Genomic DNA, 14,446 nt, shown 5'->3' on the forward strand with positions numbered 1-14,446 from the left:
GCAAAGCCATGCCGCGCAACTAGACTGGCGCGTACCGTGCTGTGACCGGCACTGTGCTGCCACCGGCCCTGGGAGTTCCATGACGAATCCGATCCATCCGGCAGCTTCGGTCAGTGACCCCGCCGAGCTGCTGCAGCGCCATGCCCGGGCCGGGCATGAGCACCTGGCCGCGGGCGGCTTTTCACTTCCCGACGACGGTACACTGCCCGGCCTGCGCAGCCTGGTCCGCGAATCCTGGCAGCGTTCCGCGCGGCTCATGGCGAACCCGGACCAGCCCGAGGCACCGCTGGTCCTGGGCACCGACGAACTCGAGGAATACCGCCGCCAGCATCCCCTGGCCGCGATCATGCCGGTCATCGAAAAGCTCCTCATCCAGCCCAGCCATGACAGCGGACTCCTGGTGGCGGTGGGGGACGAACTCGGACGGCTGCTGTGGGTGGACGGCAACCCGGTGATGCGCGGCCGCGCCGAAGGCATGATGTTCGTGGCGGGGGCCGACTGGTCCGAGGCCGGTGTCGGCACGAGTGCTCCCGGTACGGCGCTCGCGCTGGGCAGGGGCATCCAGATCTCCGGCGCCGAGCATTACAAACGTTCCGTCCATCCGTGGAGCTGTACCGCGGTGCCCTTCCACGACCCGGACTCCGGGGCCCTCCTCGGCGTGGTCGACATCACCGGCACGGCAGTCGCCGTCGCCCCCCACACTTTGTCCCTGGTCGAGGCGACCGTCGCGGCGGCACAGGCCCAGCTGCGTGTGGAAAGGCTGCAGCTTGCCGCGGCCAAGGGGGCGGGGACTGCCCGACGCCGGAAGCCGCCGGCCGCTGCCGGCTCGCCGCAGGGGACGGGCCTGTACAGGAACAGCCTCCAACTGCTCGGCCGGGACCAGGCCCTGTTGAGCATGGGCGGGCGCAGCATCCCGCTCTCCGCCCGGCACAGCGAGATCCTGGCCCTCCTCGGCACCCGACCCGAGGGCCTCAGCGCCGAGGAACTCGCCGTGGCGCTTTATCCGGGGGAAGGGTCCACCGTCACCCTCCGCGCCGAAATGGTGCGCCTGCGCAAGGTCCTCCACGGGCTTGAGCCCGCAGCGGTCCCGGAATCCCGTCCCTACCGGCTGCCCGTGGACCTCGGCCTGGACGCCGCCCAGGTCCTTTCCTGCCTCCAGCGCGGCGCCCACCGCATCGCCCTGGAGGCCTACAAGGGTGCCGTGCTGCCGCACTCGGAAGCCCCCGGAATCATTGACCTGCGCCGGAAAGTTTCCGTGCTCCTGCGCGAGGCGGTCCTCACCGACGGCAGCGCCGAGGCGCTGCTGAAGTATGCGGCGCTGCCGGAGGCGGCGAACGACGTCGACGTCCGGCGTGCCGCCCTCAGGCTGCTGCCGCCGCGCTCACCCAGGCGGGCCGCCGTCGTCGCCGAGTTGGAACAGATCGACAACGAACTCTCGGCCTGAGCCCGCAACCTGCTTGCAACCTCCCCGCTCCTACGCTGAAGGCGCAGTCAACCATCATGCGCAGCAAAGGAGCTAGCAAATGGCAATCTACGCACAGCCCGGCACCGAGGGCTCAAAGGTCACGTTCAAGGACCGCTACGAAAACTGGATCGGCGGGGAATGGGTGGCCCCGGTCAAGGGGCAGTACTTCGAAAACATCACCCCGGTGACCGGCAAGGCGTTCTGCGAGGTGGCCAGGGGCACCGCCGAGGACATCGAACTTGCGCTCGACGCCGCCCACAAGGCCGCGCCGTCCTGGGGCAGGACGTCCGCGACGGAGCGCGCTTCCATCCTGAACCGGATCGCGGACCGCATTGACGGGAACGTCGAGCTGCTGGCCGTGGCCGAAACCTGGGACAACGGCAAGCCGGTCCGGGAGACCCTGAACGCGGACATCCCGCTGGCCGCGGACCACTTCCGCTACTTCGCAGCCGCCATCCGGGCCCAGGAAGGCCACCTGTCCCAGCTCGACGATGACACCACCGCCTACCACTTCCACGAACCGCTCGGGGTGGTGGGCCAGATCATCCCCTGGAACTTCCCGATCCTGATGGCCGTCTGGAAGCTCGCACCCGCGCTCGCCGCCGGCAACACCGTGGTCCTGAAGCCCGCCGAACAGACGCCGTCGTCCATCCTGGTGCTGATCGAACTGCTCGCGGACCTCCTGCCGGCCGGCGTCGTAAACGTGGTCAACGGCTTCGGCGTCGAGGCCGGGAAACCGCTCGCCTCCAGCCCCCGGATCCGCAAGATCGCCTTCACCGGCGAGACCACCACTGGCCGGCTCATCAGCCAGTACGCCTCCAACAACCTCATCCCGGTCACCTTGGAACTTGGCGGCAAGAGCCCCAACATCTTCTTCGAGGACGTCGCCGCGCAGAACGATGCCTTCTATGACAAGGCCCAGGAGGGCTTTACCCTGTTCGCCTTCAACCAGGGCGAGGTCTGCACCTGCCCCTCGCGCGCCCTGGTCCAGGAAGGCATCTACGATTCCTTCATGGCCGACGCCGTGGCCCGCACCAACACCATCATCCAGGGCAACCCGCTGGACACCGAGACGCAGATCGGCGCACAGGCCTCCAACGACCAGCTGGAGAAGATCCTGTCCTACATTGACATCGGCAAGCAGGAGGGCGCGAAACTGCTCACCGGCGGAGCCCGCGCCGAACTTCCCGGGGACCTGGCCGGCGGCTACTATGTCCAGCCCACCATTTTCGAAGGGCACAACAGGATGCGGATTTTCCAGGAGGAGATCTTCGGCCCCGTGGTGTCCGTGACCCGCTTCAGCGACTACAACGACGCCATCGGCATAGCCAACGACACCCTTTACGGCCTCGGCGCGGGCGTCTGGTCCCGCAATGGCAACGTCGCCTACCGGGCCGGCCGGGAGATCCAGGCAGGCCGGGTGTGGGTGAACAACTACCACGCCTACCCGGCAGGCGCGGCCTTCGGCGGCTACAAGTCCTCCGGCATCGGACGCGAGAACCACGCCATGATGCTGGACCACTACCAGCAGACCAAGAACCTGCTGGTCAGCTACAACGAAAACAAGCTCGGCTTCTTCTAAGCCATGACGCAGGCACTCGAGGCCGCCGTGACGTTGCCCGGGGAGGACTTCTCCCGGGTGGCGCTCACGGCGGCCGCCCTTGAGCTGTTGCGCAAACTCCGGCGCCGGCACGGACCCCTGATGTTCCACCAGTCCGGGGGTTGCTGCGACGGTTCCGCGCCCATGTGCTATCCGGAGGGGGAGTTCACCACTGGCGATTCCGACGTGCTCCTGGGCGTTTTCGAGATCGACGGCGGAGCACCCGACGGCGGGGACGTGCCGGGGGAGTCCTGGTCACTGGAATTCTGGATGTCCCGGGAGCAGTTCAATTACTGGTCGCACACGCATTTGACCGTGGATGTGGTGGACGGCCGGGGCAGCGGATTTTCGGTCGAGGCACCGGAAGGAAAACGGTTCCTGATCCGGTCAAGCCTCATGGATTGGCCGGTGCACGGACCGTAGGATGACCCGCCGGGGGACCGGGGCGCCAGTTTCGGGGACTAGACTGGGCTGTTCCGAATCCGCGAACGTGAGGGGAACCATGTCCCAGGCCGGCGTGACAGGAACGCCCGTATCTGCATCAGCCACCGGGGAAGGCGCCCGAAAGAAGCGCGGCCGCAGGGCCGCCGCGGCAGCGACAAGCCCAGGGGTGGCCTGGCTCCGGGCCAACGCTGCCGTCGGGGTTCCGGTGCTGGCTGTGACGGCTGCGGCGGGGGTAGCCCTCGCTGCCCAGGCCGGTGCCTTCGACGGCCTGACCGGGGACAACGGGCCGGCCGCCGTGGCCGGCCGTGGGCACGCGTCCGGCCACGGGCAGGCGAACCCCGCACCCGAACCCAGCCAGTTCGGACACGAGCCGGACACGGCCGGGAAGCCCGCGGCGACGGGGTCGAAGAAGCCCGCCGGGAAATCCGGTGCCACAACCGAAGCCGCCGAAGTCCCGGCGGCCTCGGGCGCCGTCCCGCAGTCCGACGTTCCCGTCTCAGGTGCAGAAGCTCCGCCAGCGGCGGACCTGGAAGGTGCCCAAGCGGCAGCCCCGGCCCCGGCGTCCGGTGAAGCCGCCACCCGAAGCCCGTCAACCGGAAGCCCGACGGAAGCCGCCGAACCGGAGCAGGAGCCATCGGAGGACGCGGGGAACGTCGATTCCCGGCAAACCACCACGAAGGCCGCCCCGGCACCGACCACGGCAAGCGCGCCCGCCCCGGGCACCACAACCACAACGGCGCCGAGTACGTCTACCGCACCAACTACCGTGCCGTCCCTGCTCTCATCCGTGCTCGGCGCCGACAGCGGCATCAGCGTCCTGACTGTCGGGGGGAGCCTGCTCGGCAGGTAGTCGGCAAATGATCCGCAAGCGCGACACGCCGTAGTTGTCTCACTATGCGGGACAAAAGTGGAGGTCCACTGTATGGACACTACGCTTGATGAGTCCGTTTCACGTACCCGTCAAGATTGTGGACCTTCTATGAACCTCTTCCGGACCAAGTCGATCGAGCAGTCCATTGCGGACGCCGATGAACCCGGACGCAAACTCAAGCGCTCCCTCAGCACCTGGGACCTGATGATCATGGGCGTCGCCGTTGCCGTCGGCGCCGGGATCTTCTCGGTGGGCGCCAAGGCTGCTGCGAACTTCGCCGGCCCGGCTGTCACCATCTCCTTCGCGGTCGCCGCCGTGACCTGCGCGCTCGCCATCATGTGCTACGCGGAATTCGCCACCGCCATCCCGGTGGCGGGCTCGGCCTACGTCTTCACCTACGCCACCATGGGCGAGGTCCTGGCCTGGATCATCGGCTGGAACCTGATCCTGGAACTGTTCACGGCCGCGGCGGTCATCGCCAAGTACTGGGGCATCTACCTCAGCAAGGTGTTCGGCCTCATGGGCGTGGACATGCCGCCCGCGGTGAACCTGGGCGGGGTGGACCTGTACTGGGGCGCCTTCCTCATCGTCGCCGTGTTTACGGTGCTGCTGGTCCTCGGAACCAAGCTCTCCGCCCGCGTGGGCAACATCTTCACCCTGATCAAGATCGGTGTGGTCCTCTTCGTCATCGTGGTCGGCTTCACTTATGTGAAGGTCGCCAACTACACGCCCTTCGTCCCGGACTCCGTTCCCACGGCCGCCAGCGACGGCGCCAATGTGCTCAAGCAGTCCTTCTTCGGCTTCCTCACCGGTGCCGTTCCCGCCCAGTACGGCGCCCTGGGAATCTTCGCCGGCGCTGCGCTGGTGTTCTTCGCCTTCATCGGCTTCGACGTGGTGGCAACCTCCGCCGAAGAGGTCAAGAACCCGCAGAAGACCCTTCCGCGCGGCATCTTCGGCGGCCTTGCCCTCGTGACCCTGCTTTACATCCTGGTCTCCCTGGCGCTGACCGGCATGGTTCCGTACACACAGCTCGCCGAGGCCGAGAGCCCAACGCTCACCACGGCCTTCGAAGCCGTCGGCAACACGGACGCCGCCAAGGTGATCGCCTTCGGCTCCCTGATCGGCCTCACCACCGTGATCATGGTGCTGCTCATGGGCCTGGCCCGTGTGGTCCTGGCCATGAGCCGCGACGGGCTGCTCCCGCGCGCACTGTCCCGCACCAGCGACAAGCACGCCACCCCGGCGCGCCTGCAGATCATCTGCGGCACCGCCGTCGCCCTCGTAGCAGGGCTGACCAACGTGGACCTGCTGGAGGAAATGATCAACATCGGAACGCTGTCCGCGTTCGTGATGGTGAGCCTGGGCATCCTGGTGCTGCGCAAGAAGCGCCCGGACCTGAAGCCGGCCTTCCGCGTGCCGTTCGGCAAGGTGCTGCCGGTCCTCTCCGCGGTCCTCTGCCTCTACCTGATGACCAACCTCGCGGTGGAGACTTGGATCTTCTTCGCCATCTGGCTGGCAATCGGCATCGCGATCTACTTCGCCTACGGCCAGCGCCACTCGCGGCTTAACGAGAAGTTCGCGGACGCCCGCGAGGCGGTGTCCGGCAAAGCCATGGCTTCCGGTTCCGCGCACGGCGACGAGGACGACCTCAGCAAGGTCTGACGCGCGCCCGCACCGAAACGAACACCATGACGACGGCCGCCTGGAACCCCGGTTCCGGGCGGCCTTCGCCGTCCCGGCCCGCCTTCACGCCTGGCCCCGGCTCAGGGTGCGGCGTGCTTCGAGACCCAGTCCACCAGGGGCCGCAGCACCTCCCACCGGCCCGCAATCTCATCAACCGCCGCAGGAGTGGACAGCCAGCCGGGCTCGCCGAGTTCCAGCCCGGCGGACAACGACTTGTGTTTGAGTAACTCCGCCCGCGGGTGATCCTTGTCGAAGCCGCGCGGCACCGTTTTGAGCGTCTCGCCGCCGATGGAGTAACCGGCGGCGGCAACGCCGTCGACGATGTCCTGGAGGGCTTCCCCGGTGCCGGGAGCGTCCACCGACTCCCTAAAGCGGGCCAGCTGCGCGGGACTGTGTGAGTGGTAGCCACCGCCCAGCGTGAGCCCGTCCGCGGCCAGGTGGAGGTAGAAGCCCACGCCTTCCTGCTCCGCGGCGAAGGCGCCCTGCGCCGTCTTATAGGGCGTTTTGTCCGGAGAGAAGCGGACATCGCGGTAGGGGCGGAAGATCTTGGCCGGCCCGAACTGCGGTTCCAGCCGCTCGAGAAGGGCCGTCAGCGGTTCCCTGACGGCGGCGTCGTAGGTGTCCTTGTGCTCAAGCCACCACTCACGGTTGTTGTTCTGTTCCAGCTCCGCGTAGAAGCGGAACGCTTCGGGCGGAATGCCTTGAAATGTGTCCATGCTTGGATCGTAGGTACCCCGGGCGCGCCGGGCCAGAGACGGAACCGGCTATGTGGACAGTCCCTGCCAAGCGGGCAAAAAAGCACCCCGTCACGGATGATCCGTGACGGGGTGCTTCGCTTCAGCTTCAGTCAGTGCAGCTCCGGGTCGTCCCCCGGCGCCTGGCTACTTCTTGAGGTCGAAGCGGTCGTTGTCCATGACCTTCGCCCAGGCGTTGGCGAAGTCGGCAACGAACTTTTCCTGTGCGTCGTCGGAGGCGTAAACCTCGGCGAGGGCGCGCAGTTCGGAGTTGGAACCGAAGACCAGGTCCGCGCGGCTGCCGGTCCAGCGGCCGTCGGTGGTGGTGTAGGTCTTCTCGTCGGCGTCCGGGGTCCACTCGAGGCCCAGTTCGAGCAGGTTGACGAAGAAGTCGTTGCTCAGGGTGCCCGGGCGGTCGGTAAAGACGCCGTGGTTGGAACCGTCCCAGTTGTTGCCCAGGACGCGGAGGCCGCCCACCAGGACGGTCAGTTCCGGTGCGGAGACGTTCAGCAGGTTCGCGCGGTCGATCAGCAGGTACTCGGTGGGCAGGTTCAGGAAACCGCTGTCGTAGTTGCGGAAACCGTCGGCCACCGGCTCAAGCCAGGCGAACTGCTCGGTGCTGGTCTGCTCCTGGGTGGCGTCGACACGGCCCGGGGTGAACGGAACGGTGATGTCGTGGCCGGCAGCCAGGGCGGCCTGCTCCACACCCACGCCACCGGCGAGGACGACGACGTCGGCGAAGGACACCTTGACCTCGGAGGAAGCGTTGAAGTCGGCGACAACCTCTTCGAGCTTGGCGATGACCGGCTTCAGCTTCTCCGGCTGGTTCACAGCCCAGCTGACCTGCGGCTCCAGTCGGATGCGGCCGCCGTTGGCACCGCCGCGCTTGTCCGAACCGCGGAAGGAGGCTGCTGCCTTCCACGCGGTGGAGACGAGCTGTTCGACGGTCAGGCCGGAAGCAGCGATCTTTTCCTTGAGGACGGCGATCTCGGCGTCACCGATGGTCTGGGTCGGGGCTGCGGGCAGCGGGTCCTGCCAGATCAGGTCCTCGGACGGAACTTCCTTGCCCAGGTAACGGGCCTTCGGGCCCATGTCACGGTGGGTCAGCTTGAACCAGGCGCGGCCGAAGGCGTCTTCCAGGGCGCCCAGGTCGTCCTTGAAGCGGCGGGAGATTGCCTCGTAGGCCGGGTCGGTGCGCAGTGCCAGGTCGCTGGTGAGCATGCGCGGTTCGCGGGTGCCGGAACCGGCGTGTGCTTCCGGAACCAGGTCGGCGCCGCCGTTGTCCTTCGGCTTCCACTGCTTGGCGCCGGCCGGGGACTCCATGAGCTCCCACTCGTAGGCGAAGAGGATGTGCAGGAACTCGTTGTCCCAGCGGGTCGGGTGGTAGGTCCAGGTGACCTCCAGGCCGGACGTCACGGTGTCGGCGCCAGAGCCGGTGCCGTAGCCGTTCTTCCAGCCGAAGCCCTGTGCCTCAAGCGGTGCGGCTTCGGTGTCAGGACCGATCTTGTCGTCCTTGTGGGCACCGTGGGTCTTGCCGAAGGTGTGGCCACCGACGATCAGGGCAACCGTTTCCTCGTCGTTCATGCCCATGCGGCGGAAGGTTTCGCGGATGTCGCGGGCGGAAGCCAGCGGGTCCGGGTTGCCGTTGGGGCCTTCCGGGTTGACGTAGATCAGGCCCATCTGGACTGCTGCCAGCGGTGCCTGGAGTTCACGGTCGCCGGAGTAGCGCTCGTCGTCGAGCCAGACCTTTTCCGGGCCCCAGTAAACGTCGTCGTCCGCTTCCCAGACGTCCGGGCGGCCGCCGGCGAAGCCGAAGGTCTTGAAGCCCATGGTCTCCAGCGCCACGTTGCCTGCGAGGATCATCAGGTCGGCCCAGGAGATGGACTGGCCGTACTTCTTCTTGACCGGCCACAGCAGGCGGCGTGCCTTGTCCAGGCTGACGTTGTCCGGCCAGGAGTTCAGCGGTGCGAAGCGCTGCTGGCCGGCGCCGGCACCGCCACGTCCGTCGTGGGAGCGGTAGGTGCCTGCGGAGTGCCAGGCCATACGGATCATGAACGGGCCGTAGTGCCCGAAGTCGGCCGGCCACCATTCTTTGGAGTCGGTCATGACCTCGGCCAGGTCCGCCTTCACGGCGTCCAGGTCAAGGTTCTTGAAGGCTTCGGCGTAGTCGAAGCCGGAGCCGAGCGGGTTCGCCACCACCGGGTTCTTCGCCAGGATCTTCAGGTTCAGCTTGTTCGGCCACCATTCGGTGTTGGCGGCGCCCTTGGTCGGGTGTACACGGCCGCCATGCGCTACGGGGCACTTGGCAATGGTGCTCTCAGACACAGTTTTCCTTCCGGAGTTGGGTTTACAGAGGTAGTCCAGTCGATCCAAAGTCGTCCGGTCGCGATGCGCGACCGAAGGGCTAGAGCCTCGCCTGAAGTTCTTTGGCCTGACAGTCCTGGCAGATTCCCTGGTACAGGACGTCCGCTATCTGGATGGTCATCGGCTTTGAGTGCTCATCCCAATGCGGTGTCAGGCAAGGCGCGTGGCCCACGGCGCAATCCACATCCTCCACCCGGCCGCAGTTGGTGCACACGGCGTGGTGGTGGTTGTCTCCCACCCGGGTCTCGTACAGGGCGGGGGAATGCGGGGGTTCGAAGCGGCGCACCATATCGAGTTCGGTGAGGTCGCTCAGCACCACGTAGACCGACTGCGCTGTCAGTTCCGGGAGTTCCTTGCGCGCGGCGGCGAGGATTCCCTCCGCCGGCGAATGGGGGTTGCGTTCGACGGCGGCCAGGACAGCGAGCCGTTGCTTGGTGACACGGCGGCCATGCGCATGCAGGGCGGCTGCCCATGCCTGCTGCTCGGCCGTGTGATCTGTCATGCATTCATTGAAACATTTATTTTGAGAAGATCACAATAAGGCGCGGCTAACTTCCGGCAAATTTCTTAGGGTCTCCAAGGGATTGCGTTCCTCACCGGCGGCGCGGCCCAGTGCATGCAGCTCCAGGCGCCGCCCGGGGCCTGCCCCCTCGGTCATCACGCAGCTGAATCCGGTGACGCCGTCCCCGGTGGGCAGCGCCTCCAGGGCGGAAGCCAGCGCGAGGAGCGACGACGGCGGCAGCTGGGAGACCGCGCCCACGTCCGGTTCCGGGACCAGGACGTGGTGCGGCGCGGCGCCGCCCTGCCCGGGAGCGTTGTCCGGTCGGCGGACCCAGGTGGCATCCCGGAACGCGTCCGGACCCGGGGCGGCCGCGTGTGCCGCGGCGGCGCGCTGCAGGGCGGCGCGCAGGGTGGCGTCCAGCTCATCGAAGGGACCTTCGGCCCGACGGCGGTGGGCCGGCAGCGCGAGCTGGGAGCCCGGCGTCGTGCTTTCCCCGGGCCAGCGGGCGAAGAGGTGGAAACCCGGGGTGGAGGACTCGGCGGCCGGTTCCCCGATCGCGGAACCGAGCGGGTGCCAGCGGAACGGGAACATGACCGTGCAGAGGGTGCTGCGGAGCACTTCGTCCAGGGCCGCGCGGGCGGCCGAATAGCAGAGCAGCCAGTCGGCGGCCGATTCCTCGGTGAAGGGGGCGGCGGGGTCGCTGAGGCGCACCATGAAGTGGCCGGCCGTTAGCGGTACCCGCGGGCGCGCCACTTCCCAGATGCTCGAACGCAAGAGCAGGCGACGTGCCATGGGCATGCCCTCTCCTTTCCCCCGACTCCGGAGCCTAGCAAGTGACGGGCATATCCGGGAGTCGGCTACGTCATTGCCGGTAGGGTAGGGCAGTGGCAAAACTCCTGGCAGACATCACCCCGCTCCGCGAAAGTCCGGCGTTCCGGCGGCTCTGGCTGGGATCCTCGGTTGCCGCAATCGGCTCCCAGTTGACCCTGGTCGCGGTCAGCCTGGAGGTCTACCGCCTCACCCAGCAAAGCCTCTACGTGGGCCTGCTGAGCATCTTCGCGCTTGTGCCGCTGGTGGTCGCGGGGCTCTTCGGCGGCGCCGTCGCCGATGCCTTCGACCGCCGGAAGGTGGCGATCGCCGCGTCCCTGGTGCTGTGGGTGAGCACCGCCGGGCTTGCCCTGCAGGCGTGGCTGGGGCTGGGAAACGTCTGGATCCTCTATTTCCTGGTGGCCGTGCAGAGCGGCGCGCAAGGCATCAACGCGCCGGCCCGCAGCGCCATCATTCCACTGCTGGTCCGCAAGGAACTCCTGCCGGCGGCCAACGCGCTCAGCATGCTCACCATGGGGTTGTCCATGACTGCCGGGCCGCTGCTGGCGGGCATCCTGGTGGCCACCATCGGCTTCGGCTGGACGTACACCATCGACGTCCTGAGCTTCACCTTCGCCCTGTGGGGACTGTTCAAACTGCCTGCCCTGCCTCCTGCCAAAGGTGCGGGCCGGCCCGGCCTGCGTTCGGTGGTGGAAGGCTTCCGCTTCCTCGGCACGCGGCCCAACGTCCGCATGACCTTCGTGATCGACCTGATCGCCATGATCTGCGCCCAGCCGCGTGCCCTCATGCCGGCGATCGCCGCCACCATGATTGGCGGCGGCGAAACCACGGTGGGCGTGTTGCTGGCGTCGACGGCGGTGGGCGCCTTCCTGGCCGGGCTCTTCTCCGGCCCGCTCGGGCGGGTCCGGCGCCAGGGTGCCGCCGTCGTCTGGGCCGTGGCCGGCTGGGGGTTCTCGATCGGGGCCTTCGGCCTGGTGGTGGTCCTCGCCGGCGGATCAGGGCGCGACGGCGTCACCTGGTGGCTGCTCCCGGCGGCGCTGTGCTGCCTCCTCGCCGGTGTCTCCGATTCGGTGAGTGCCGTCTTCCGGACCACCATCCTGCAATCGGCCACTCCCGACCACCTGCGCGGCAGGCTGCAGGGCGTCTTCATCGTGGTGGTGGCCGGCGGGCCGCGGATCGGCGACATGCTCGCCGGCGGCGTCACCAAGGCCCTCAGCGAAGGCTGGGTGCTGCTCCTAGGCGGGGCGGTATGCATCGCATTGGTCACGCTTGTCTCCCGGAGGCAGAAGGGGTTCCTGAGGTACGACGCCCACCACCCCCTGCCCTGACTGTCCCGCGCCCCGGGCGTGGTGCGCCGGCACGGGAACGGGCGTCCCGCCGTCGGCGTTATACGAAACAGAACACCTCCTTCACCGTGAGAAAGCAGTGACGTGCACAATCACCACAACGGACTGAAGACCGCAGCCCTTTTCGGCGTCCTCTGGGCGGTGCTGCTGGGCCTGGGCGCGCTGATCGGCGTGGGGACCCGCAGTTCGGCACCCATCTGGATCATGGCGCTGATCGGCGTCGGGACCACCGCGTACGGCTACTGGAACAGCGACAAGATCGCCCTGCGCTCCATGCAGGCGTACCCGGTGACGGAGGCGCAGGCGCCCGGGCTGTACCAGATTGTGCGGGAGCTGTCCGTGCGCGCCAACCAGCCCATGCCGCGGATCTACCTGTCGCCCACCATGACGCCGAACGCCTTCGCCACCGGCCGTAACCCGAAGAACGCCGCCGTCTGCTGCACTGAGGGGATCCTGCACATGCTGGACGCCCGCGAGCTGCGCGGGGTCCTCGGGCACGAGCTCATGCACGTGTACAACCGGGACATCCTGACCTCCTCGGTGGCGGCCGCCGTCGCGGGCGTCATCACCTCGGTGGGGCAGATGCTGCTGTTCTTCGGCGGCGGCGACCGCCGGAATGCGAACCCGGTCGCGATGATCGCGCTGGCGCTGCTGGCGCCGCTGGCCGCCTCCCTGATCCAGTTGGCGATTTCCCGGACCCGGGAGTACGACGCCGACGAGGACGGGGCCGAGCTGACCGGCGATCCGCTGGCGCTCGCCTCGGCCCTGCGCAAGATCGAATCGGGGGTGGCCCAGGTGCCGCTCCCGCAGGACCAGCGCCTGGTCAACGCCTCGCACCTGATGATCGCCAACCCGTTCCGCGGCGGCGCCATGACCAAGCTTTTCGCCACCCACCCGCCGATGCGCGAGCGCATCCAGCGGCTGGAACGGATGGCCGGGCGGCCGCTCAGCTAGGTTCCGACGCGCTGGACCTTTCTCGACAAAGAAGATCCCTGGCGACACCCGAATTTCGGGGTCGCCAGGGATTTTGCGTATCGAAACCTTTCGCGGTCTTAGCTGCGGAAGTTCACGAACTGCAGGTCGGCTTCCTCGAAGTTCTTCAGTATGGCCATGGTTGCCTGCAGGTCATCACGGGACTTGGACGTGACGCGCAGCTCGTCGCCCTGGATCTGGGACTTGACGGACTTGGGGGCTTCGTCGCGGATGATCTTGTTGATCTTCTTGGCGATGTCCTGCGCGATGCCTTCCTTGATGGAGCACTCCAGGCGGAACTCCTTGCCGGAGGCGTAGGGCTCACCTTCGTCGAGGGACTTCAGGGAGATGCCGCGCTTGATCAGCTTGGACTGGAAGACGTCCAGGACGGCCTTGACGCGTTCCTCTGAGTTGGCCTTCATGAGGATCTTTTCGCCGCTGAAGTCGATCTCGGCGCCGACGCCCTTGAAGTCGTACCTCTGGGCGATTTCCTTCTGGGACTGATTGAGCGCGTTGGCGACTTCCTGCTTGTCTACCTTGCTGACGACGTCGAATGTGGATTCGCCTGCCATGACTCTCCTTGGGAATGGGGTGGTGGATTGCGTCCCCGCGGTGCCGCCGCGGGCGCTCTTGTCTGCCAACCAGCCTAGTACGACCGTCCGCACCGCGCAGCCCGGAGCCGCTTCCGCGGCGCTCCGGTTTCACAGTTCGCTCACAGCACACGCACGGCCGGAACTGAGCGCCGGGGAAGAGAGTTGTACCCGTTGGAGGAATCAATCCCTGGAGGAAAACCCCCATGAGCAACAACCCCGTCCGCTACGTCACCCGCTCCGCCGCCGCTGCCGCCACGACGATCGGCGTCGCCGCGGCAGCCGCCGGTACCGCGGTCGCAGCCGCCGCCGTCGCCGCGTCCGTGGTGCTGAGCCCGGTGCCCGACGCCGCCACCCGGCTGGAGGGGGTCCATGCGGACCTGCAGCGGGCAGTGGAGTTGCGGCAGCTCACCGCCGAGCAGGCGCTGCGCTTCGAAGAGAAGCTGGCCGGACGGATCCTGGGGGAGGCGTAAGGCTCGCTTGGCGCCGCGACCGCCTGAATTTCGCGGATTTCCGGGGATTTTGCCCTCGATTCGATTCTTCGGCCGAAGTTCTGTAAGGTTGTCTTGCTCGCGGTTACGGGGACGGAAACGGATCTGTTGCTGTGAGTGATCTTCTTTTGAAGTTCGGCAGATTACCCGAGCGGCCAAAGGGGGCTGACTGTAAATCAGCTGGCACTGCCTACGGGGGTTCGAATCCCTCATCTGCCACCATGTGATGTAGCGGGACATCCTTTACGGATGTGTCGGGACATCGTTGACACCCCCGGTCTTCGGACCGGGGGTGTTTTGTTTTTTCGGCTGGTAGCCGCGGGTTGGGTCGATGGTGAACTCTGCGAGGATTTCGCCGGTGCCGTGCTCGACGGCGGTGACGTCGGCCTCGCGGACGAGCACGATGATGCGTTTGTGTTTGTGGGCTCGTCCGATGCCCAGATGCCGGAGCCGTCCTGCGTGGCGGAGCGTGACCTTGCCGTCAGCGTCGACGCGGTCGGTGCGGACCCGCCAGTGCTCGCCTTGGCTGGCGATGCTGGGAGCGGCTTTGGGTGTT

The 14,446-nt window shown here is 67.3% G+C and carries 13 protein-coding genes, 1 tRNA gene and 1 pseudogene; 9 read left to right on the forward strand and 6 right to left on the reverse strand.

The annotated features are described in order from the left end of the window. Positions 1-79 precede the first annotated feature (79 nt). From BLP88_RS17845 to BLP88_RS17865, 5 genes are all read left to right on the forward strand, one after another. Complete coding sequence (locus BLP88_RS17845; RefSeq protein WP_074591448.1) at positions 80-1,444, forward strand: helix-turn-helix domain-containing protein; 1,365 nt, start codon at positions 80-82, stop codon at positions 1,442-1,444. Positions 1,445-1,523: 79 nt separating this feature from the next. Continuing rightward, entirely contained in the window at positions 1,524-3,047 is a 1,524-nt protein-coding gene (gene exaC, locus BLP88_RS17850; protein WP_074591450.1) for an acetaldehyde dehydrogenase ExaC, read from the forward strand. A gap of 3 nt (positions 3,048-3,050) precedes the next feature. Next, positions 3,051-3,488, forward strand: coding sequence for a DUF779 domain-containing protein (locus BLP88_RS17855; RefSeq protein WP_074591452.1), 438 nt, complete (start codon positions 3,051-3,053; stop codon positions 3,486-3,488). Between the two features lie 79 nt (positions 3,489-3,567). Then, on the forward strand, positions 3,568-4,359 hold the full coding sequence (locus BLP88_RS17860) for a hypothetical protein (protein ID WP_139163446.1): 792 nt from the start codon (positions 3,568-3,570) through the stop codon (positions 4,357-4,359). A gap of 129 nt (positions 4,360-4,488) precedes the next feature. After that, entirely contained in the window at positions 4,489-6,042 is a 1,554-nt protein-coding gene (locus BLP88_RS17865; RefSeq protein WP_074591455.1) for an amino acid permease, read from the forward strand. Positions 6,043-6,143: 101 nt separating this feature from the next. Here BLP88_RS17865 and BLP88_RS17870 read toward each other — a convergent pair whose 3' ends face one another. The 4 genes from BLP88_RS17870 to BLP88_RS17885 form a co-directional block, all read right to left on the reverse strand. Further along, the gene (locus tag BLP88_RS17870; protein WP_074591457.1) at positions 6,144-6,779 is read right to left on the reverse strand and encodes a DUF2461 domain-containing protein; all 636 of its coding nucleotides are present in this window, start codon (positions 6,777-6,779) and stop codon (positions 6,144-6,146) included. Between the two features lie 165 nt (positions 6,780-6,944). Then, positions 6,945-9,122 (reverse strand): catalase/peroxidase HPI, encoded by a 2,178-nt coding sequence (gene katG / locus BLP88_RS17875; protein WP_074591459.1) that lies wholly within the window; start codon positions 9,120-9,122, stop codon positions 6,945-6,947. 79 nt (positions 9,123-9,201) lie between these two features. Then, on the reverse strand, positions 9,202-9,663 hold the full coding sequence (locus BLP88_RS17880) for a Fur family transcriptional regulator (RefSeq protein ID WP_074591460.1): 462 nt from the start codon (positions 9,661-9,663) through the stop codon (positions 9,202-9,204). Positions 9,664-9,693: 30 nt separating this feature from the next. Then, positions 9,694-10,461: a hypothetical protein gene (locus BLP88_RS17885; RefSeq protein WP_074591462.1), complete on the reverse strand. Its 768-nt coding sequence runs from the start codon at positions 10,459-10,461 to the stop codon at positions 9,694-9,696. Between the two features lie 86 nt (positions 10,462-10,547). Between BLP88_RS17885 and BLP88_RS17890 the strand changes: the two genes are divergently transcribed. Both BLP88_RS17890 and htpX read left to right on the forward strand, forming a co-directional pair. Next, the gene (locus BLP88_RS17890; RefSeq protein WP_074591464.1) at positions 10,548-11,819 is read left to right on the forward strand and encodes an MFS transporter; all 1,272 of its coding nucleotides are present in this window, start codon (positions 10,548-10,550) and stop codon (positions 11,817-11,819) included. 102 nt (positions 11,820-11,921) lie between these two features. After that, positions 11,922-12,791, forward strand: coding sequence for a zinc metalloprotease HtpX (gene htpX, locus BLP88_RS17895; RefSeq protein WP_074591466.1), 870 nt, complete (start codon positions 11,922-11,924; stop codon positions 12,789-12,791). A 98-nt stretch (positions 12,792-12,889) separates the two neighbouring features. On the opposite strand, the gene BLP88_RS17900 is transcribed toward htpX, so the two are convergent. Next, entirely contained in the window at positions 12,890-13,381 is a 492-nt protein-coding gene (locus BLP88_RS17900) for a YajQ family cyclic di-GMP-binding protein (protein WP_074591467.1), read from the reverse strand. A gap of 224 nt (positions 13,382-13,605) precedes the next feature. Between BLP88_RS17900 and BLP88_RS17905 the strand changes: the two genes are divergently transcribed. Together BLP88_RS17905 and BLP88_RS17910 are read left to right on the forward strand one after the other, a co-directional pair. Continuing rightward, complete coding sequence (locus tag BLP88_RS17905) at positions 13,606-13,872, forward strand: hypothetical protein (protein ID WP_074591469.1); 267 nt, start codon at positions 13,606-13,608, stop codon at positions 13,870-13,872. 155 nt (positions 13,873-14,027) lie between these two features. Further along, positions 14,028-14,112 (forward strand) — tRNA-Tyr (locus BLP88_RS17910). 21 nt (positions 14,113-14,133) lie between these two features. On the opposite strand, the pseudogene BLP88_RS19015 reads toward BLP88_RS17910, so the two are convergent. Next, positions 14,134-14,446: pseudogene (locus tag BLP88_RS19015) on the reverse strand (IS481 family transposase); the annotation flags it as partial.

Origin of the sequence: Arthrobacter cupressi (assembly GCF_900099975.1) — a bacterium.
Classification (GTDB): domain Bacteria; phylum Actinomycetota; class Actinomycetes; order Actinomycetales; family Micrococcaceae; genus Arthrobacter; species Arthrobacter cupressi.